Source organism: Streptomyces sp. NPDC007808 (assembly GCF_042868655.1).
Taxonomy (GTDB): Bacteria; Actinomycetota; Actinomycetes; order Streptomycetales; family Streptomycetaceae; genus Streptomyces.
Genome location: NZ_JBIAEQ010000007.1, coordinates 256,870 through 276,292, shown reverse-complemented (window position 1 = coordinate 276,292; position 19,423 = coordinate 256,870). Strand labels below are relative to the sequence as shown.

The window sequence follows — 19,423 nt, the reverse complement described above, 5'->3', positions numbered from 1 at the left end:
ACTGCGTCAGTTAATCACTGTCACACAGGAGCGGGCGGACCGATGCTTGGATCAACCCACGGCACCCTCACCACCGACTCCCGCCGGACCCGGGTCATCGCCTGCGGCGAGCAACCCGGGCCCGCCGTCCACGGCCGGCCCGCCGAGGTCGACGATCTCGACGTCAGCGGCCGTCCGCTGTACTCCGACGTGCCCGACCTGGACCGCTTCTTCCGGCCGGAGTCGGTCGCCGTGATCGGCGCCTCCGACGCCGAGGGCCGGCCCCACACCGGGATCACCCGGCAGCTGATCGCCTGGTCCGAGCGGGTCGGCGCCCGGCTCCACCCGGTGCACCCCAGCCGCCCGACCGTCTTCGGCCTTCCCTGCTCCCCTTGTGTCGCCGACCTGCCCGAGGAGGTCGACCTCGCCGTACTGCTGATCGCCGACCCCCTTCCGGTGATCGAGCAACTGGCCGAGACCAAAGCGAAGTTCGCGGTCGTCTTCGCCTCCGGGTTCGCGGAGACCGGCGAGGAGGGCGCCGCCGCCCAGGAGCGGCTCACCGCCGCCGTCGAACGCTCCCGGATGCGGCTGCTGGGCCCCAACACCAACCTCAACGCCTTCGAGCGGTTCCGCGACGACCTGGACGGCCCCGGGATCGCCCTGATCACCCAGTCCGGGCACCAGGGCCGTCCCGTCTTCGCCCTCCAGGAGCTCGGCGTCCGGCTGACCCACTGGGCGCCCACCGGCAACGAGGCCGACCTGGAGACGGCGGACTTCATCTCCTACTTCGCCGAGCGGCCCGAGGTCGGCGCGATCGCCTGTTACGTCGAGGGTCTCAAGGACGGCCGCGCCTTCCTGCTGGCCGCCGACCGCGCCGCCCGCCGCAAGGTGCCCGTCGTCGCCGTCAAGGTGGGCCGCACCGAGACCGGCGCCCGCACGGCCGCCTCGCACACCGGCAAGCTGACCGGCGCCGACGCGGTGGTCGACGCCGCGATGCGGCAGTACGGGGTGATCCGGGTCGACGGCCTGGACGAACTCCAGGACACCGCGACCCTGTTGGCCCGCGCCCGGCCGCCGCGCGCCGAGGGCGTCGTCGTCTACTCGATCTCGGGCGGCACGGGCGCCCACTTCGCCGACCTGGCGAGCGAGGCGGGGCTGCGGCTGCCGGTGCTGTCCGAGGCCAGGCAGGCCGAGCTGCACCAGTGGATACCCGAGTACCTGAGCGTGGTTAATCCCGTCGACAGCGGGGGCCACCCGGTCGGCGACCGGCGTGGCCAAAAGATCATCGACGCGATTCTCGACGACCCCGAGGTCGGGGTGCTCATCTGCCCGGTGACCGGCCCCTTCCCGCCGCTCAGCGACCGGCTCGTCCAGGACCTGGTGGACGCGGCGGAGCGGACCGACAAGCTGGTGTGCGTGGTGTGGGGGTCACCGGTCGGCACCGAGCCGGCCTACCGCGAGGTCCTGCTCGGCTCCTCGCGCGTGGCGACCTTCCGCACGGTGGCGAACTGCATCACCGCGGTGCGCGCCTACCTCGACCACCACCGTTTCGTCGCCGGCTACCGCTCCCCCTTCGACCGGGCACCCCGCACCCCGTCCCCCTCCTTCCGCAGGACGCGCGAGCTGATGCGGCCGGGACAGCAGCTGAGCGAGCACGCGGCCAAGCAGCTGCTGAGGGCGTACGGCATCCGGGTCCCGCGTGAGCAACTGGTGACCAGCGCGGCGGCGGCCGTACGGGCGGCGGCCCAGGTCGGCTATCCCGTGGTGATGAAGGCGTCCGGCGCGATCGCCCACAAGACCGAGCTCGGCCTGGTCAAGATCGGGCTGACCTCGGCCAGTCAGGTCCGGGACGCCTACCGGGAGCTGACCGACATCGCCCGCTACGAGGACCTCGCCCTGGACGGTGTGCTGGTCTGCCAGATGGTCGAGCGGGGCGTCGAGATGGTCGTCGGCGCCACGCACGACGCGCTCTTCGGGCCGACGGTGACGGTCGGGCTCGGCGGGGTCCTGGTCGAGGTGCTGCGCGACACCGCCGTACGGGTACCGCCCTTCGGCGAGGAGCAGGCGCGCGACATGCTCGCCGAACTGCGCGGGCGGGCCCTGCTCGACGGGGTACGGGGGCGCCCCCCGGCGGATCTGGACGCGCTCGTCGAAGTCGTCCTGCGGGTGCAGCGCATGGCTCTGGAACTGGAGGGCGACCTCGCGGAACTCGACATCAATCCGCTGATGGTGCTGCCCCGGGGGCAGGGCGCGGTGGCGCTCGACGCGTTGGTGGTGTGCCGCTGACATGGGTGCCGACGACGACAGGGGCCTGCCCCGTTCCGCGCGTGTGCCCGACGACCCCGACCCGTCCTGGGTGCTGCACGCCGTGGACGACCAGGTCTGCCGGATCACGCTCAACCGCCCTGAAGCCCTCAACGCCCTCACCCCCGGCCAGCGCGAGCACGTCATCCGGCTGCTCGCCGACGCGTCCGCCGACCCGGAGGTGCGGGCCGTCGTACTGACCGGGACGGGCCGCGGTTTCTGCGCCGGGGCCGATCTGCGCGGCGGGGCGGCCACCGGGGAACGCGTCCCCGGCGACGTCGCCCGGACGATCCGCCTGGGCGCCCAGCGGCTCGTCGCCGCCGTCCTGGACTGCGAGAAGCCGGTGATCGCGGCGGTGAACGGCACCGCGGCGGGGCTCGGCGCGCATCTCGCCTTCGCCTGCGACCTCGTACTGGCCGCCGAATCGGCCACGTTCATCGAGGTGTTCGCACGCCGCGGCCTCGTCCCCGACGGCGGCGGCGCCCACCTCCTGCCCCGCCTCATCGGCCCGCAGCGCGCGAAGGAGCTGATGTTCTTCGGCGACGCCCTCGCCGCGTCCGACGCCGAGCGTCTCGGCCTGGTCAACCGGGTCCTGCCGGACGCGGAACTGGACAAGACGGCCCGCGCCTGGGCCGCACGCCTCGCCACCGGCCCGACCCGCGCCCTCGCCCTGACCAAGCAGCTCGTCAACGCCTCGCTCGACACCGACCGCGCCGCCGCCTTCGCCGCGGAGGCCGCCGCGCAGGAGATCAACATGACGACGCAGGACGCGAGGGAAGGCGTACGGAGCTTCGTGGAGCGCCGCGCGCCACGGTACCGGGGCCGCTGACCGCCGAACTCCCCTGTGAGCACATGGAGTTCGCGTGAAGGGTTGGGGATTCCGCGAGGATGCCGGGAGCACGACGTGCCACGCTGGGCGCGCGACGCGGGATCCCCCTCCGAAAGGCCGAGGACGCCATGAAGCGCACCCCTTCGAGCAGCGCTCAGCCCTCTGCTCGACGTCCGTCGAGCCGCGGCGGCAGGGCGGAGGGTTCGTCATGACCCGGCCCGGACCCGCGGACCGGCCCTTACCCGTCAAGCGGCGCACCCCGGTCAACCGAGGAGTCGCCATCGCCGCCGGGGCCCTCCTGTGGGCCGTGGGCTGGCTGTTCGTCGTCCTGGCCCTCCAGGCGGGACACGAGGCCGCGGACGCCGAGTACACCGGCACACCCGTCTGCGACGGCCAGTTCATGCGCCCCGGCGACTCCTGCATGGTGTTCGGCAACGGGGCCGGCGAGTCCGGCACGTACGAGGAGATCGTCGCCGACAACGAGCGGGACGCGAAGGCCGAGGCATGGGCCTGGGCGGAGGTCGAGGGCGGGATCGGCGCCGCGCTGGTCCTCTTCGGCGCCTGCGCGTTCGGTTCCGGCGGGCGTCTGCGGGCACGGATCAGCGCCTGGGTGTTCACCCTGGCCGCGGTGGTGCCGCTGCTCGGGGTGGCGGCCCTCGTGTGGTGGCTCCAGTCGCGCGCCAACGCGGCGTCGCCCGTGCCCGTGGGCATCGGCGGCATGATCCTCACGGAGATGCCCGACGTGTCGTACTCGGCGTGGCTGACCGCGCTCGCGGTGGCGATCGTCGCCCTGGGGTACCTCACCCACCTCTTCGACACCGGTACGCCGGCGACGACCGCGCCGGGACGGCAGAACGCGGGCTCACGGCCCGCTTCGAGCACCTGGGGCGGATCGGTCCCCACGCAGACCTACCGCAAGGAGGCGGAGCAGGAGGAGCGGCTCAAGGCCCTGGTTGCGCGGCAGAAGGAGGCGTCCGCGGCCTTCGACAAAGGAGAGACCGACGACCGCTGGGCCGCGGACCGCGTCAGCCTCGACCCCCTTTCGCAGGCCCGTTTCGCGGAGCGGGGCCCGCGGACGACGAGGGCGCTCGGCGCCGCCGTGTACCTGGTGGCCTGCGCCCTGGGCATCGGGCACGCGGCCCTCGGGATCACCATGCCCCTGCAGGCCGCTCCGGCGCTCGCCGCCCTGGCCGGCTGGGCCGTCTTCACCGCCCGCGGGGTGCGGAGCCTCCCGGCCGGCGCGGTCGCCCGGCCGTACGGTGCTTTCGCGTCCCTGTCCCTGGTGGCGGCCGTCGCCACCGCGCTGTCCCTGCCCGCGGTCACCTGGTCCGGGCTGCTGAACACGGTGGCGTTCACGTGCGGTTTCCTGACCCTCGCGGTGTGGTTCGGCCAGTCGTTGCCGCGCCCGCCCGTGGCCGGGCGGATCATCTGCTCGCTCAACGGTGCGGTGCAACTGCTCGCCACGGCCGCACTGGTCGTCGCCGCCCGGGCTCCCGGCTCCCGGGGTCTGCCGGAGCTGCTGGCGTACGCCGTGGCGGCCCTGTTCGCCCTGAGCGGCTGGATCTCCTACGGCACCGCAACCAAGACCGAGTCACGGGGCGCGGTCCCGGCCCGCGTCTGCGCCTCCTGCCTCGCCGCGTCGGCACTCGCCCTCGCCGGCCTCGCGAGCTGGGTCGTCCTCGCCGACCTCGGGCCGCTGGGCTGGGTGGTCGCGGCCGGGTACGCCCTCGCGGCCCTGACGCAGGCACGGGGCGCCTTCCAGCGTCTGAGGGGCGGCGTGCGTACGGCGGAGGACCGGCGGACGGCGCCTCGATGACGCCCCGGGGCCTTCACATCTGACTGCACGTCAGATTCAATGGACGATGTGATGGGACAAGCAGGCACGGCCGAAGCCGCCGTCCGCTACCTCAGGTCCGGCCCTCGCCGCGGCCCCGTCGAGGCGCTGCCTCGGCCCGAGCTGCGGTGCGTGCGCGACGACGAACGCGAGCCGCTGGACCGGACCGAGTTCCGGCGTGTGCTGGGGCACTTCGCGACCGGCGTCACGGTGATCACGGCACCCCCGGCCGACGACACCGGCTCCCCCGCCGGTTTCGCCTGCCAGTCCTTCTCCTCCCTCTCCCTCGACCCGCCCCTGGTCGCCTTCATGGTCGGCCGTACGTCGACGACATGGCCGCGCATCGCGCGCGCGGGCGGCTTCTGCGTGAACGTCCTGAGCGCCGGGCAGGGCGAGCTGTGCCGCGCCTTCGCGGTGAGCGGCGCCGACAAGTTCGCGGGCGTCGCCCACGACACGGCTCCGGTGTCCGGCGCGCCACGCCTGGCGGGCACGCTCGCCTGGATCGACTGCGCGATCCACGCCGTGCACACCGGCGGCGACCATCTGATCGTGGTGGGCCGGGTGGACGCCCTGGGGGCGAGCGACGGGGACGAGGCGCCGCTGCTGTTCCACAAGGGGCGGTTCCTCTGAGCCCACGGGGGTGATGACAGGCAGCTCTCGCTCCCTGGGCCCTGTCGTCACCTTCCCGTCGTCCGCCCGAAGGGCGGGCACGGCGGCGGCGACGGGGGGCTCTGCGCGAGCCGGGCAAAGCTCGGTTCGCTGGGGAGCATGCGATCGCAAGGCACCCGAGCGCCTCGTGGCGGAGTCACGTGGGCGGTTCGGCAACGCGGTGAGCGCGCGTGCCGGACCCCGCCGGGCAGGCAGGAACGTGGCGCCAGGACCCAGCGGCGCCGGCCGGCAGCCCTCGGTCCCCGAGCAGCGCTACGAGCCCTGGAGGGCCCCCGCCGTCCGGGCCGCCGGCCGGCGGATCACCAGTGCCATCAGCGCGGCCGCCGCGCACAGCGCCCCCGACGCCCACCACACGATGTCGTACGACCCGAAGACGTCCCGCGCGACCCCGCCGAGGAAGGCCACCAGCGCGGCGCCGACCTGGTGGGAGGCGAGGACCCAGCCGAAGACGATCGCGCTGTCGTCGCCGTACTGCTCCCGGCACAGGGCGATGGTGGGCGGGACGGTGGCGACCCAGTCGAGGCCGTAGAAGACGATGAAGAAGATCATCGGCAGGTGGATCGTCGGGAAGAGCAGCATCGGCAGGAAGAGCAGCGAGATCCCGCGCAGGGCGTAGTAGACCGCGAGCAGGCGGCGCGGCTCGAAGCGGTCGGTGAGCCAGCCGGAGGCGATGGTGCCGAGGACGTCGAACACGCCGATGACGGCGAGCAGCGAGGCGGCGGCCGGGACCGGCATGCCGTGGTCGTGGGCGGCGGGCACGAAGTGCGTCTGGATGAGGCCGTTGGTGGAGGCCCCGCAGATGGCGAAGGTGCCGGCGAGCAGCCAGAAGGGACCGGTACGGGCCGCCGAGAAGAGCACCCGCACCGCCCTGCGGGCGGCCCCCGGTACCGGCGCCGGCTTGGGCACGAACTCCGTCGCGCCGTACGGCCGCAGGCCCACGTCGGCCGGGTGGTCGCGCAGCAGCAGCCAGACGAAGGGCACGACGGCCAGGGCAGCGAGCGCGACCGTGACGGCGGCCGGCCGCCAGTCGCCCGCATCGACCATGAGGGCCATCACCGGCAGGAAGACCAGCTGGCCGGAGGCCGAGGCGGCGGTGAGGATGCCGGTGACCAGGCCGCGCCGTTCGGTGAACCAGCGGTTGGTGACCGTGGCCGCGAAGGCCAGCGCCATCGACCCGGTGCCGAGACCCACCAGCAGGCCCCAGCACAGCAGCAGTTGCCAGGCGGCCGTCATCCACACCGTCAGGCCCGAGCCGAGCGCGATCAGCACGAGCGCGACCGCGACCACCCGGCGGATGCCGAAGCGGTCCATCAACGCGGCGGCGAAGGGGGCGGTGAGGCCGTACAGGGCGAGGTTGACGGAGACCGCGGCGGCGATCGTGCCACGCGACCAGCCGAACTCCTGATGCAGCGGATCGATCAGCAGCCCCGGCAGGGAGCGGAAGGCGGCGGCGCCGAGGATCGTCACGAAAGCGACGGCGGCGACGAACCAGGCGCGGTGGATGCGGCCGCGCCGTGGGCTCGGCGGGGTCAGGTCGACGGCGGTGGCTTCGGTTGTCTGCGTCACGACAACGAGCTTCGGGCCTGCGCTCCCCTCGATCCATTGGCCCGAAGGACAGTATTCGTTAGGATCGGGCCATGCGCCGCCGTGAACCGGAGTTCCGCCCGCACCGCGTGGCCGTCCTCGCGCTGGACGGCCTGCTCCCCTTCGAACTGGGTATCCCGCACCGGATCTTCGGCCGCCCCAAGGACGCCGCGGGACGGCATCTGTACGAGGTCGTCACCTGCTCGGTCCGACCACCCGGCCCGGTCCGCACGGACGCCGACTTCGCCATCGACGTCGCCAACGGCCCGGAGGTCCTCGCCACCGCCGACACCGTGATCATCCCGGCGTCGTACGAACTCGGCCCGGTCTTCGAGGAGGGCGTGCTCACCGACGAACTGGCCGCCGCGCTCGCCCACATCCGCCCCGGCACCCGCCTCGCCTCCATCTGCACCGGCGTGTACGTGCTCGCCGCCGCGGGCCTCCTCTCCGGCCGCCCGGCCACCACGCACTGGGCGGACGCCGAGCGCTTCCAGCGGCTGTTCCCGACGATCGAGGTCGACGCGGACGTCCTGTTCATCGACGACGGCGACGTGCTGACCTCGGCCGGAGTCGCCGCCGGGATCGACCTGTGCCTGCACATGGTGCGCCGCGACCACGGCACGGCGATCGCCAACGACGTCGCCCGCCGCACGGTCGTACCACCGCACCGGGACGGCGGCCAGGCCCAGTACATCCACCGACCGGTACCCGACCCGCAGCAGGCGTCCACGACCACGGCACGCGCCTGGGCCCTCGGCCGCCTGCACGAACCGATCCAGTTGCGCGACATGGCCGAGCAGGAGGCCATGTCCGTACGGACCTTCACCCGCCGCTTCCGCGAGGAGGTCGGCGTCAGCCCCGGCCAATGGCTCACCCAGCAGCGGGTGGAGCGGGCCCGGTACCTGCTGGAGTCCACCGACCTGTCCGTGGACCAGGTGGCCCGGGACGCCGGCTTCGGCACGGCTCAGTCGATGCGCCAGCACCTACAGACGGCTCTCGGCGTCACCCCCACCAGCTACCGGCGCACCTTCCGCGCCGGCGAGCCCGACAACCAGGTCACCGGCCGGATGTGAGCCCTCCCGGCGGGCCTCGCCCCACCAGCCGAGCGCCGTCAGCAGCAGGGTCAGCACCACACCGGCCTGGATGGCCGTGGACGGCGCCACCACCTGGAGCAGCCCGCCGGCGAGGGAACCCGTCGCCGCGTAGCCGGCGCCCGCGGCCGCGTACATCACGGAGTAGCCGGCGGCCAGTGCCCCCGGCGGCAGGGCCTCGCGCAGCGACAGGTTGCGGGTGATCAACGCGCCCGACTGGAGCATGCCCGCCACGACGAGGGCGACCGCGATCCCGGCCGCCCCCGGTATCAGCGCGGCCAGCACCACGAAGACCGACATACCGCAGATCAGCACCGCACTGCGCACCCGCAGCCGCCCCGGCCACGCCCGCAGGCCGTACAGGAACGCGCCGAGTCCCGCGCCCGTGGCCATGCCGGCCAGCATCGGGCCGGACCACACCACGCCGATGCCGCGCTGTTCCAGAAGGGCGGGCAGGGTGAGTTCGGCCAGGCCGAGCAGGGTGAGACCGGCCGCCCCCGTGACGTACACCGGCCAGGCGCGCAGCAGAACGCGGAGCCTGGCTCGCCCCGCCTGTTCCCGCTCGCCCGTCGACCAGCCGGCGGGCAGCAGCCAGTGGCCCGCGATCCCCAGCGCCATGGAGACGGCCACGAGGAACAGCGGCGCCCGAGGAGCCACCCCGAGGGCGAGGCCGGCGACCGCGACCGGGGAGACGGCCCACACACCCGACATCAGCATCGACTCGACCGACAGCGCCTGTGCCACGGCCCGCTCCGGGATCAGCGAGGTCAGCAACGCCCGCTGTCCTCCGGCGACTCCGGCCGGTGCCGCACCGGCCAGGAAGGCCAGCGCGCCCAGGACGAGGGGGTGCGCCCCGGCCAGCGCCCCCAGCCCGGCGAACCCCGCGGTCCCGCCCGCGAGTCCCAGGGCCAGATGGCGCCGGCCACGAGCCGGGTCCATCCGCATCCCCAGGACCGGGGCGCAGATGATCTCGCCGAGTACATAAGCCGCCGCGAGAGCCGCCCCCAGCGTGTAGCCGCCGGGCCGCTCGCGCACGAGGAACACCAGGGCCAACGGCGTCATGGCGACCGGCATGCGCGAGGCGACGGCGGTGCAGGCCCAGATCAGGACCTGCTTGGAGGCGACGTCTCGGTAGGTCATGAAACGACGGTAGGCGTCGCCACCGACAACACGGCAGCGGTTTTCCGGGCCTGTGGAAAACCACGCGTGGGGGCCCGGGGAGCACCACCGCCGCCGGGAACCGGGCTCAGAAGGTGAGCACCCCGCGCGCCACCTTGCCCGCCTCCGCGTCCGCCGCCGCCCTGTCGAACTCCTCGACCGGGTAGGTCTGCGTCACCAGTTCGTCCAGCATCAGCCGCCCCGCCCGGTACAGCTCGGCGTACAGCGCGATGTCCCGCTGCGGCCGCGACGAGCCGTACCGGCAGCCCAGGATCGACTTGTCCAGGTACATCGACGACACCGCGAAGGACGCCTCGGCCCCGGCCGGCGGCACCCCGAGCAGAACCGCCTGCCCGTGCCGGTCGAGCAGATCGACCGCCCGCCGGACCAGTTCCACGCGCCCCACGCACTCGAAGGCATGGTCCACCCCCGTCGGCAGCAGGTCCCGCACCCCCTCCGTCGAGGTCAGGAAGTCGGTCGCGCCGAACTGCCGCGCCACCGCCTCCTTGGCCGGGTTCGCGTCGACGGCGACGATCCGCAGCGCCCCCGCGATCCGCGCGCCCTGCAGGACGTTGAGGCCGATACCGCCGGTCCCGATCACGAGCACGCTGTCGCCCCGGTCCACCTTCGCCCGGTTCAGCACGGCGCCCACCCCGGTCAGCACCCCGCACCCGATGAGCGCGGCGGACGGCAGGGGGATGTCCTCGGGGATGCGCACCACCTGCACCGCCCTGACCACGGTCCGCTCGGCGAACGCGGAGTTGGAGGCGAACTGGAAGACGGGCCGCCCTCCTCGGGTGAACGGCTGCCCGGGCCGCCCGATCGCCTGCCGGCACATGGTCGGCCGGCCCCGGTCGCACTCCGCGCAGGTACCGCAGTTGGCGAGCGTGGACAGGGCCACATGGTCGCCGGGCACCACATGGGTGACGCCCACACCCACGGCCTCCACCACCCCGGCACCCTCATGTCCCAGCACCACAGGAACCGGGAAGGGTATGGTCCCGTCCACCACGGACAGGTCGCTGTGGCAGAGCCCGGCCGCCGAGATCGCGACAAGTACCTCACCCGGCCCCGGATCCCGTACCTCCAGGTCGGAGGCGACCTCGACCCGCGTTCCGTCGAACACCACGCCGCGCATCACACCACTCCCTTGGGCTCCCTCGGCAGTCCGAGCACCCGCTCGGCGATGATCGTGCGCTGAACCTGGTCCGAGCCGCCGTAGATGGTGTCGGCCCGGGAGAACAGGAACAGGTGCTGCGCCTCGTCCAGTTCGTACGGCGCCGAGGGCGACCACTCCACCGGCCCGACCGAGCCCGCCGCGCCCCGCACCAGCAGCGCCAGCTCCCCGAGCCGCTGATGCCAGCCGCCCCACAGCAGCTTGGCCGCACTGGGCGCACCCGGGTCGCCCGGACTCCCCAGCGTCCGCAGCGCGTTCCACCGCATCACCCGCAGTTCGGCCCACTGCCGCACCAGCCGCTCCCGCACGACGGGATCCCGGACCGCGTCCGATTCGACGGCGGCCCGCACGATCCGTGCCAGCTCCTGGGCGAACCCCACCTGCTGCGCCAGCGTCGACACCCCCCGCTCGAATCCGAGCAGGCTCATCGCGACCTTCCACCCGGCGCCCGCACCGCCGACGACGTGCTCCGCGCGCGCGTGCGCCCCGTCGAAGAAGACCTCGTTGAAGTCGCTGGTGCCGGTCATCTGCCGGATGGGCCGCACCTCGACACGCCCCGGCTGGTCCATGGGGACGAGCAGGAAGCTGAGGCCGTGATGGCGCCGGGAGTCCGGATCCGTGCGGGCCAGCACGAAGCACCAGTCCGCCTCGTGGGCCAGGGAGGTCCAGATCTTCTGCCCACTGACCCGGTAGGTCCCGTCCGAGGCGCGTTCGGCCTTCGTACGGATCCCGGCGAGGTCCGAACCCGCCCCGGGCTCGCTGTACCCCTGGCACCACAGCTCCTCGCCGCCTGCGACCGGCGGCAGGAACCGGGTCTTCTGCTCGTGTGTCCCATGGGCGAGCAGCGTCGGGGCCAGCAGCTTCTCCCCGATGTGCCCGGAGCGCGCCGGAGCCCCCGACCGCGCGTACTCCTCGGCCCAGGCGACCTGCTGGGTCAGGGTGGCGGTGCGGTTGCCGTACCCGCCCTCGCCCCAGCCGAGCCCGATCCAGCCTGCTTTCCCGAGGGTCCGTTCCCAGGTACGACGGTCCTGCGCACCCCCGACGTGCGCGGAGAGCCACTCCCGCGCCTCGAAGCGGAAGTCCTCGTCCTCGACGGCAAGTCCAAAGTCCACTGACGTCTCCTTCCAGGCGCCGGGTGCTTCACCTCCCCCGGGGCGTGGGCCGTGACAGGGTGCGGCTGCACCGCGTGGGCGCCCGTCTGCGCGGCCACCGGACACGCCCCGGACCCTCAGGCGTTGGGCCGCGTCCCCTCCCGCGCCGCCTTCTCCATCGCCTCAAGCCGCTCCAGCATCGGCATCGGGTCCACGCCCACGGACCCCGGCAGCAACTCCGCGACCTTCTGCGGTGTCCACCCGTCGAAGGCGTAGGCGGCCCGCAGCTCCCTCGGTTGGGCCCACACCGCGATCTTCGGCCCGGCGACCGTGTACACCTGGCCCGTCACGCCGTGCTCCCGGGCCGCGTCCGAGAGCAGATAGACCACGAGGGCGGCCACGTCCTCCGGCTCGCCCATCTCCGTCAGCTCCATCGGCACGTTCGCCGACATCCGCGTACGGGCCACCGGCGCCACCGCGTTCGCGGTCACCCCGTACTTGTTCAGGCCCAGCGCGGCGCTGCGCACCAGCGAGATGACCCCGCCCTTCGCCGCGCTGTAGTTGGCCTGCGACACCGACCCCTGGTGGTTGCCGCTGGTGAACCCGATCAACGTCCCGGCCCGCTGCGCACGCATCACCGAGGAGGCGGCCCTGAAGACCGTGAAGGTGCCCTTCAGATGGGTGGCCACGACCGGGTCCCACTCCTCCTCGGTCATGTTGAAGAGCATCCGCTCGCGCAGGATCCCGGCGACGCACACGACCCCGTCGATCCGCCCGTACGACGTCAGCGCCGCGTCCACGATCCGCTGCCCGCCCGCCATCGTGGACACGTCGTCGGCCACGGCGACCGCCTCCCCGCCCGTGGCCTCGATCTCCTTGGCCACGCCCTGGGCGACGTCGCTGGTGGGCGCGGCCCCGTCCACGGAGACGCCGTAGTCGTTGACGACGACGCGGGCTCCCGCGGCAGCGGCCGCCAGCGCCACCGCCCGTCCGATCCCCCGTCCGGCGCCGGTCACGGCGACGACCTTGCCTGCCAAGAGGTTCCCCACGCTCCGGCCCCTTCCCGCGGTTTCTGACGGTCCGTTAGATTCGATTCGATTCTACGACCCGTCAGATACGCGGAGACAAGCCCCGGGGAGGACCCATGTCACTGCCGGACGCGTTCCACGAGATCGCCAAGCGCGTGAACAACTGGGGCCGTTGGGGAGCGGACGACGAGATCGGCACGCTCAACCTGATCACCGAGGAGGTCGTCCGCGAGGCGGCCTCCTGCGTCCGCACCGGCCGCCGCGTCCCCCTCGCCCTCCCCCTGCGCCAGGACGGTGTCCAGACCGGTGTGATCCCGGGGCGCGTCAACCCGCTGCACTCCATGGTGCAGATCAACCAGGAGCTCTTCGGTCCAGGAACCGTCGCCTGCAGCGACGACATCGTGACCATGGGGCTGCAGGCCGCCACCCACTGGGACGCGCTCACCCATGTCTCACACTCGGGCCGGCTCTACAACGGCCGCCCCGCGAACACCGTCACGGCGCACGGCGGCGCCGAGTTCAGCGGCATCGACAAGGCACGGCACATCGTCTCGCGCGGGGTACTGCTGGACGTGGCACGCGCGCGCGGCGTCCCGCGTCTCGACGGCGGCTACGCGGTCACACCGCAGGACCTGGAGGCGGCCGAGGAACTCGCGGGTACGCGCGTGCGAGCCGGCGACATCGTGCTCGTGCGGACGGGGCAGATCCAGGTCTATCTCGCCGGCGACCGGCACGCGTACGGCTACCCCTCACCCGGACTGTCGGTCCGTACGCCGGAGTGGTTCCACGCGCGCGACGTGGCGGCGGTGGCGAACGACACGCTCACGTTCGAGATCTTTCCGCCCGAGACCGAGGATCTGTGGCTTCCCGTACACGCCCTCGACCTGGTGGAGATGGGAATGCTCCAGGGCCAGAACTGGAACCTCGAAGAGTTGTCCACAGCCTGTGGACAAGAGGGCCGCTACACGTTCCTGCTGTCGGCGATGCCCGAACCGTTCGTCGGCGCGACGGGGACCCCAGTGGCTCCCGTGGCCGTGCTCTGACGCGCACCCGACCCGGCGCACGCACCCGATCCCGCGCCCAGGGACGCACCATGAGGTCATGACGAGGTCGGCTGGCGGCGCGGCTTCCCACTCGGCTTCACCCGAGCCGGGAGGTGCCCCATCCGCCCCGAGCACGGCACCGCGCGCCGCCATCCGACTCCGGCGTACCCGCCCCGGCACTTCTTGCCCCCAGAAGACCGACGCCGAATCACGACCCACACTCGACAAGGGCCTCCGTCACCGAAGCCCTCGTCGTCCCCTCGCGGCGAATCGCTGACCACAAGCGTGATCAACCGGACACTCGACGTCAACACCCACTCGGGGATTTATCACTTACGCCCTGCTTTCCCCCCGCCGCGCACGGAAGCATGCCCGGGCGCACCCATGCTCGCCCGAGCAGACAGGACAACGCCTCCTGCATCCGTGCATCCGAGCCCGACGGATTCCGCACGCCCGTGCGCCCGTCAGACCGCCTCGTACGCGAGCCCCTCGTAGGCGGACACTCCGCTCCCGCAGGCGGAGCCGTTCACCCCGGCGGCCCGGTCCAGTTCGCACCAGATCCGCTTGCCGGCACCCTCGGTGCACCAGCCCCACCGGTCCGCGAGGCCGTCGACGAGCGCGAGGCCCCGACCGCCCGTCGCGTCGCTGTCGACACAACGGGGCACCGGCGCCCGGTCGCTGCGGTCGGCGACCTCAAGCCGTACGGTGGCCGACTCCTGGGTGGCGCCCGACAGGGACAGCCGCAGCACGGCCGGGCAACCGGTGTGCACCACGGCGTTGGTGACGAGTTCGGAGACGAGCAGGACGAGTGTCTCGGCGAGCGGCTCGTCGACCCCTATCCCGGAACCCGCGAGCCGCGAGCGGGCCCACTGCCGGGCTCGCCCGACCTCAGCGGGGTCGGGCCGGATCTCCAGCTGCACTTGAAGCACCTGCACCGCTCACACCATCCGAACCGGCGGACACATAGCCCCGCGCCTCACGAGGGCCACGATCCTAGCCATTCTTTTCATGGCCAGAACAATGGCCAAAGCCAGGGTCACGGAAAGTGAATCCCTTGGCTGACAGCATGGTTGACGTACAGTCACCCCAACAAGCGCTTCGGGCATATTCCAGCGCGAAGGATTACCCGTGCGCCATACTGTGCGACGCTCGCTGCGGGGAGTCGAACAGGCGGAGACAGAAAGCCCTCTCGCCCCGCGAGTGACGGCGCGCACCGCCGGATCCGGAGCCACCTCAAGGGCAACACCGGCACGGCTCGCGCTCGGAACCACTCGCATCTCACACAAGGTACCGGAGCGGACGGCCGACTCCAGGCCGTGACGAGTCACACGTAGGACACAACCCGATATCAACGCTCTGTAATTCCGGTATGCCACAATCCGCGACATCCACATCGGCGGGGCCGACGAGAGCGCAGACCAGGAAGCGTCAGAGCGATTCGGTGAGAAGTTCAGCGGCCAGACGCTCCTCACTCTCCGTAGCGCTTCCCGTACGGCGGGTGCGCACCCATGCCCGCTTGAGATGCAGATGGACCTCGAACTCCCAGGTGAATCCCATGCCGCCGTGGACCTGAAGGCAGTCGCGGGCGCCGCGCACGGCGGCCTCGTCGGCGAGCAGTCGGGCGGTGTCGATGTCGGCCGGGTGGGCGGTGACCGCCGCCGCGTAGACGGCCGCGCGGGCCGTCTCCGTCCGCACGAGCATCTCGGCGCACAGGTGCTGCACCGCCTGGAAGGCGCCGATCGGGCGCCCGAACTGCTCACGCGCCCGGGCGTGTTGCACGGCCAGCTCGCACGCGCGTGTGGCGCTGCCCAGTTGTTCGGCCGCGGTGAACAGGACGGCCACGGGATCCACGCCGCAGGCGGCGGGGACGCGATGCAGGGGTGTCAGCGGGTCGACCGACCTCAGCGGTACGGCTCCCCTCACGTCCCCGCGCACGACGTCCGCCTCGGCGAGCCACTCCACGAGACCGCCGCCGGCCGCCGTCACGACCACCTCCCCGGAGGCCGCCCCGGGGACCTCGCCCGCGGCGAGGTGCGTGGCCACCAGGGGTCCTGGCAGCAGCGTCCGCCCCGCCTCCTCGAACACCAACACGGCCTCGGGCAGCCCGAGTCCCACCCCGCCCTCGGACTCGGGCCGCCGCAGCGCGAAGAAGCCCGCCGCGCCGAGCTCCCGCCACAGCGCCCGGTCCAGGCGACCGGGCTCGTCGACGGCGGCCCGCAGCGCCTCCCCGCCGAAGCGCCGCGCCAGCAGCCCCCGAACCGCGTCCCGCAAAGCCCGCTGGTCGTCGGTCGGTTGGAAACGCATGCGTCACCGCCCTTTCGGCAGCCCGAGGATCCGCTCGGCCACGATGTTCCGCTGGATCTGCGAGGTCCCGGCGGCGATGGTGTACGAGAGCGAGGACAGCCGGTCGAGCGTCCACGGCCGGTCGAGGTCGAGGCAGTCCGGCCCCAGGACGTCGGCCGCGGCGTCGTAGAGCTCCTGGCGGGCGTGCGAATACCTCAGTTTGAAAACCGAACCCCCGACGCCCGGCACCCCGCCCGTCAGCTCGGCCTCGCTCACGTTCCACTGCGTCAGCCGCCACAGCGCCCGGAACTCGGCGTTCAACCGTCCGAGCCGCAGGCGCAGCCCGGGATCGTCCCAGCGCCCGCTCCTGCGCGCTTCGACGGCGAGTTCGCGCAGCACCCGGCGACAGGCGACGACCTCGCCCACGAAGGCCGTGCCACGCTCGAAGGACAGGGTCACCATCGTCACGCGCCAGCCGTCGTTCTCGTCCCCGACCCGGTTGGCGACCGGCACCCGCACCTCGTCGAGGAACACCTCGGCGAACTCGGCGGACCCGACGAGGGTCCGCAGCGGCCGTACGGTGACGCCCGGCGCGTCCATGGGCATGGCCAGCCAGCTGATCCCGCGGTGCTTGGGCGCCTCGGGGTCGGTGCGCACCAACAGCTCGCACCAGTCGGCCACTTCGGCGTGCGAGGTCCAGATTTTGGACCCGCTCACCACATAGTGGTCGCCGTCCTTGCGCGCGCGTGTGCGCAGCGCCGCCAGGTCGGATCCGGCGTCCGGTTCGCTGAAGCCCTGGCACCAGACCTCGTCCCCGCACAGGATCGGCGGCAGCCAGCGTGCCCGCTGCTCCGCGGTGCCCTCGGCGGCGATGGTCGGCCCCGCGTGCAGCAGCCCGACGAAGCCGGCCCCCACATAGGGCGCGCCCGCCTTCTCGGTCTCCTCCAGGAAGATCAGCCGCATGGTCGGGGAGGCGTCCCAGTGGACGTCGGCGTACCCGGCGTCGTACAGCCTGCGCTGCCAGCCGAGGTCGTAGGCGCGGCGCCCCGGCCAGTCGTCCGGGGAGGGCTTCGGCGGGAGGGTGGGCAGGACCCGGCTCAGCCACTCCCGCAGCCGGGCCCGGAACTCCTCCTCCTCCGGCGTACAGGCGAGGTCCACGCGGGCCCCCTATCTGATGGATCGTCAGATCTGGCTCCTGCGGGAAGGCTAAGTCCCGTACCCCTGGACCGGCAAGGCGGCGAGCCCTACGCTCTGCCCAGATCTGACAGACCGTCAGCTGAGCCAGGGGGCCGTCATGAACGACACCGCTCACGCACTGAGTTCCTCGCGCACCCTCTGGGAGCTTCTCCTGCGCCGCGCCGACCTCACCCCCGACCGCCCGGTCCTCCTCCAGGACACCCGCTCGCTGTCGTTCGGCGAGCTGCGCGCGCGTGCCGAGCGCGTGGCGGCCGGCCTGTACGACATGGGCGTACGCCCCGGCACGGTGGTCGCCTGGCAGCTGCCCACCCGCATCGAGACGGCCCTGCTCTCCTTCGCACTGGCCCGCCTGGGCGCCGTGCAGTCACCGGTCATCCCGTTCTACCGGGACCGCGAAGTCGGCTTCGCGCTGCGCGAGTCGAAGGCGGAGTTCTTCGCGGTACCCGGTCGGTGGCGGGGCTTCGACCACACGGAGATGGCGCGGCGGCTGGGCGCCAAGGGGATCTTCGAGGCGTACGACGCCCTGCCCGACGGCGACCCGTCCGCCCTGCCCGCGCCACCCGCCGACGGCACCGGCGTCCGCTGGATCTACTGGACCTCGGGGACGACGTCCGACCCCAAGGGCGTGCTGCACACCGACCGGTCCCTGATCGCGGGCGGCTCCTGCCTGGCGCACGCCCTGCGCCCCACGGCCGACGACATCGGGTCGATCGCCTTCCCCTACGCACACATAGGCGGCCCGGACTACATGGTGATGCTCCTGCTGTACGGCTTCCCGGCGGTGATGTTCGAGCAGTTCGCGCTGCCGGAGGCGCTCGCGGAGTACCGCAGGCACGGCGTGACGATCGCCGGCGGGTCGACGGCGTTCTACTCGATGTTCCTGAACGAGCAGCGCAGGCAGCCGTCGGGCGGCAAGGTCGTCCCCTCGCTGCGGCTGCTGGCGGGCGGCGGCGCGCCCAAGCCGCCGGAGCTCTACCACGCCGTGGTCCGCGAGATGGGGGTACGGCTCACCCACGGGTACGGCATGACCGAGGTGCCCATGATCACGATGGGGGACCCGGACGACACCGCGGAGAACCTGGCGACGACCGAGGGACGGCCGCCGCGGGAGATGGAGATCCGGATCGTGGACGGGGAGGTGCGGCTGCGCGGGGAGGCGGTGTGCCGGGGCTATCTGGACCCGGCGCAGACGGCGGCCGCCTTCGACGAGGAGGGGTTCCTGCGCACCGGCGACCTCGGGCACCTCACCGACGACGGGCATCTGGTGCTGACCGGACGGCTCAAGGACGTGATCATCCGCAAGGGCGAGAACATCTCGGCGAAGGAGATCGAGGACCTGCTGCACCGGCATCCCGCGGTGGGGGACGTCGCCGTCGTCGGACTGCCGGACGCGGAGCGCGGGGAACGGGTCTGCGCGGTCGTGGAGCAGCCGGCGGGCGCGCCGCGGCTGACCCTGCGGGCGCTGACGTCGTATCTGCGCGGGGAAGGGCTGTCCACGCACAAACTGCCGGAACAGCTGGAGGTGGTGGACGCCCTTCCGCGCAACGAGACCCTGCGCAAGGTCCTCAAGTACAAGCTCAGGGAACGCTATTCGGGGACCGTGAAGTAGCGGGCGAACGCGGTCACGACCTCGCCCTCGGCCACCCTGCCGTCGCCGTCCGCGTCGAGCGTGGCGGCGGCCGCCTCGGCGGCCTCCCGCGGCACACCGAGGCAGACGAGCACACGCGCGGTGTCGGTCACGGTGGCGGCCCCGTCGCCGTCGGAGTCGGCCAGGTCCAGGGCGGCGTGCAGGAAGGGGCGGGCGATCTCGGCGAACCGGTCGGGGTTGTCCCGCAGCCGCTTGACCGCGCTGTTGACGAACTCCTCGCGGGTGATGCGCTGATCGCCGTCGCGGTCCGCGATCCCGGCCATGCCCTGCCAGAACGCCTCGGCGCCGCCGTACAGCGCCTGACCCTTGTCGGACCGGGCGGCGATGCCGAACTCCGCGAGCAGCGCCTTGGCCGCCGCACTGAAGTCCTCCCGGTCGATGGAACCGTTGCCGTCCTGGTCGAAGGTGGCGAACCGGGCGGCGATCCTGCGCTCGTACTCGCTGCTGACCATGTCTTATCGGGCCGCCTTACATCACGTGGGGTGCTTCCGGCACGGAGCGTACGACG

Annotated in this window: 16 protein-coding genes; 7 read left to right on the top strand and 9 right to left on the bottom strand. The window is 72.7% G+C overall.

Annotated features, from left to right (window positions below; genetic code table 11):
* Positions 1-42: 42 nt before the first annotated feature.
* From ACFYNL_RS26760 to ACFYNL_RS26745, 4 genes are all read left to right on the top strand, one after another.
* Positions 43-2,265 (top strand): acetate--CoA ligase family protein, encoded by a 2,223-nt coding sequence (locus tag ACFYNL_RS26760; protein ID WP_388807539.1) that lies wholly within the window; start codon positions 43-45, stop codon positions 2,263-2,265.
* Between the two features lies 1 nt (position 2,266).
* Complete coding sequence (locus ACFYNL_RS26755; RefSeq protein ID WP_388807538.1) at positions 2,267-3,112, top strand: enoyl-CoA hydratase/isomerase family protein; 846 nt, start codon at positions 2,267-2,269, stop codon at positions 3,110-3,112.
* A gap of 208 nt (positions 3,113-3,320) precedes the next feature.
* A complete protein-coding gene (locus tag ACFYNL_RS26750; RefSeq protein ID WP_388807537.1) occupies positions 3,321-4,928 on the top strand; it encodes a hypothetical protein in 1,608 nt (535 codons plus the stop codon).
* A 51-nt stretch (positions 4,929-4,979) separates the two neighbouring features.
* Positions 4,980-5,576 (top strand): flavin reductase family protein, encoded by a 597-nt coding sequence (locus tag ACFYNL_RS26745; protein WP_388807536.1) that lies wholly within the window; start codon positions 4,980-4,982, stop codon positions 5,574-5,576.
* A 291-nt stretch (positions 5,577-5,867) separates the two neighbouring features.
* On the opposite strand, the gene ACFYNL_RS26740 is transcribed toward ACFYNL_RS26745, so the two are convergent.
* A complete protein-coding gene (locus ACFYNL_RS26740) occupies positions 5,868-7,181 on the bottom strand; it encodes an MFS transporter (protein WP_388807535.1) in 1,314 nt (437 codons plus the stop codon).
* A gap of 71 nt (positions 7,182-7,252) precedes the next feature.
* Between ACFYNL_RS26740 and ACFYNL_RS26735 the strand changes: the two genes are divergently transcribed.
* Positions 7,253-8,272 (top strand): GlxA family transcriptional regulator, encoded by a 1,020-nt coding sequence (locus ACFYNL_RS26735; RefSeq protein WP_388807534.1) that lies wholly within the window; start codon positions 7,253-7,255, stop codon positions 8,270-8,272.
* Here ACFYNL_RS26735 and ACFYNL_RS26730 read toward each other — a convergent pair.
* The 4 genes from ACFYNL_RS26730 to ACFYNL_RS26715 form a co-directional block, all read right to left on the bottom strand.
* Entirely contained in the window at positions 8,183-9,430 is a 1,248-nt protein-coding gene (locus ACFYNL_RS26730) for an MFS transporter (protein ID WP_388807533.1), read from the bottom strand. The genes ACFYNL_RS26735 and ACFYNL_RS26730 overlap by 90 nt on opposite strands.
* 106 nt (positions 9,431-9,536) lie before the next feature.
* On the bottom strand, positions 9,537-10,586 hold the full coding sequence (locus ACFYNL_RS26725) for an alcohol dehydrogenase catalytic domain-containing protein (protein WP_388807532.1): 1,050 nt from the start codon (positions 10,584-10,586) through the stop codon (positions 9,537-9,539).
* The gene (locus ACFYNL_RS26720) at positions 10,586-11,737 is read right to left on the bottom strand and encodes an acyl-CoA dehydrogenase family protein (protein ID WP_388807531.1); all 1,152 of its coding nucleotides are present in this window, start codon (positions 11,735-11,737) and stop codon (positions 10,586-10,588) included. Before ACFYNL_RS26720 ends, ACFYNL_RS26725 begins: the two co-directional genes overlap by 1 nt.
* Before the next feature lie 116 nt (positions 11,738-11,853).
* Complete coding sequence (locus ACFYNL_RS26715) at positions 11,854-12,765, bottom strand: SDR family oxidoreductase (protein ID WP_388807530.1); 912 nt, start codon at positions 12,763-12,765, stop codon at positions 11,854-11,856.
* A gap of 95 nt (positions 12,766-12,860) precedes the next feature.
* Between ACFYNL_RS26715 and ACFYNL_RS26710 the strand changes: the two genes are divergently transcribed.
* Positions 12,861-13,787 carry a cyclase family protein gene (locus tag ACFYNL_RS26710; protein WP_388807529.1) on the top strand — a complete coding sequence of 309 codons (927 nt, stop codon included), beginning with the start codon at positions 12,861-12,863 and terminating at the stop codon, positions 13,785-13,787.
* Positions 13,788-14,251: 464 nt separating this feature from the next.
* Here ACFYNL_RS26710 and ACFYNL_RS26705 read toward each other — a convergent pair whose 3' ends face one another.
* From ACFYNL_RS26705 to ACFYNL_RS26695, 3 genes are all read right to left on the bottom strand, one after another.
* On the bottom strand, positions 14,252-14,707 hold the full coding sequence (locus ACFYNL_RS26705) for an ATP-binding protein (RefSeq protein WP_388807962.1): 456 nt from the start codon (positions 14,705-14,707) through the stop codon (positions 14,252-14,254).
* A gap of 508 nt (positions 14,708-15,215) precedes the next feature.
* On the bottom strand, positions 15,216-16,091 hold the full coding sequence (locus ACFYNL_RS26700) for an acyl-CoA dehydrogenase family protein (protein ID WP_388807528.1): 876 nt from the start codon (positions 16,089-16,091) through the stop codon (positions 15,216-15,218).
* Positions 16,092-16,094: 3 nt separating this feature from the next.
* On the bottom strand, positions 16,095-17,228 hold the full coding sequence (locus ACFYNL_RS26695; RefSeq protein WP_388807527.1) for an acyl-CoA dehydrogenase family protein: 1,134 nt from the start codon (positions 17,226-17,228) through the stop codon (positions 16,095-16,097).
* A 136-nt stretch (positions 17,229-17,364) separates the two neighbouring features.
* On the opposite strand from ACFYNL_RS26695, the gene ACFYNL_RS26690 reads away from it, so the two are divergent.
* Positions 17,365-18,876, top strand: a complete 1,512-nt coding sequence (locus ACFYNL_RS26690) for a class I adenylate-forming enzyme family protein (protein ID WP_388807526.1) — start codon at positions 17,365-17,367, stop codon at positions 18,874-18,876.
* Here ACFYNL_RS26690 and ACFYNL_RS26685 read toward each other — a convergent pair.
* Complete coding sequence (locus tag ACFYNL_RS26685) at positions 18,855-19,367, bottom strand: EF-hand domain-containing protein (protein WP_388807525.1); 513 nt, start codon at positions 19,365-19,367, stop codon at positions 18,855-18,857. The genes ACFYNL_RS26690 and ACFYNL_RS26685 overlap by 22 nt on opposite strands.
* Positions 19,368-19,423 lie beyond the last annotated feature (56 nt).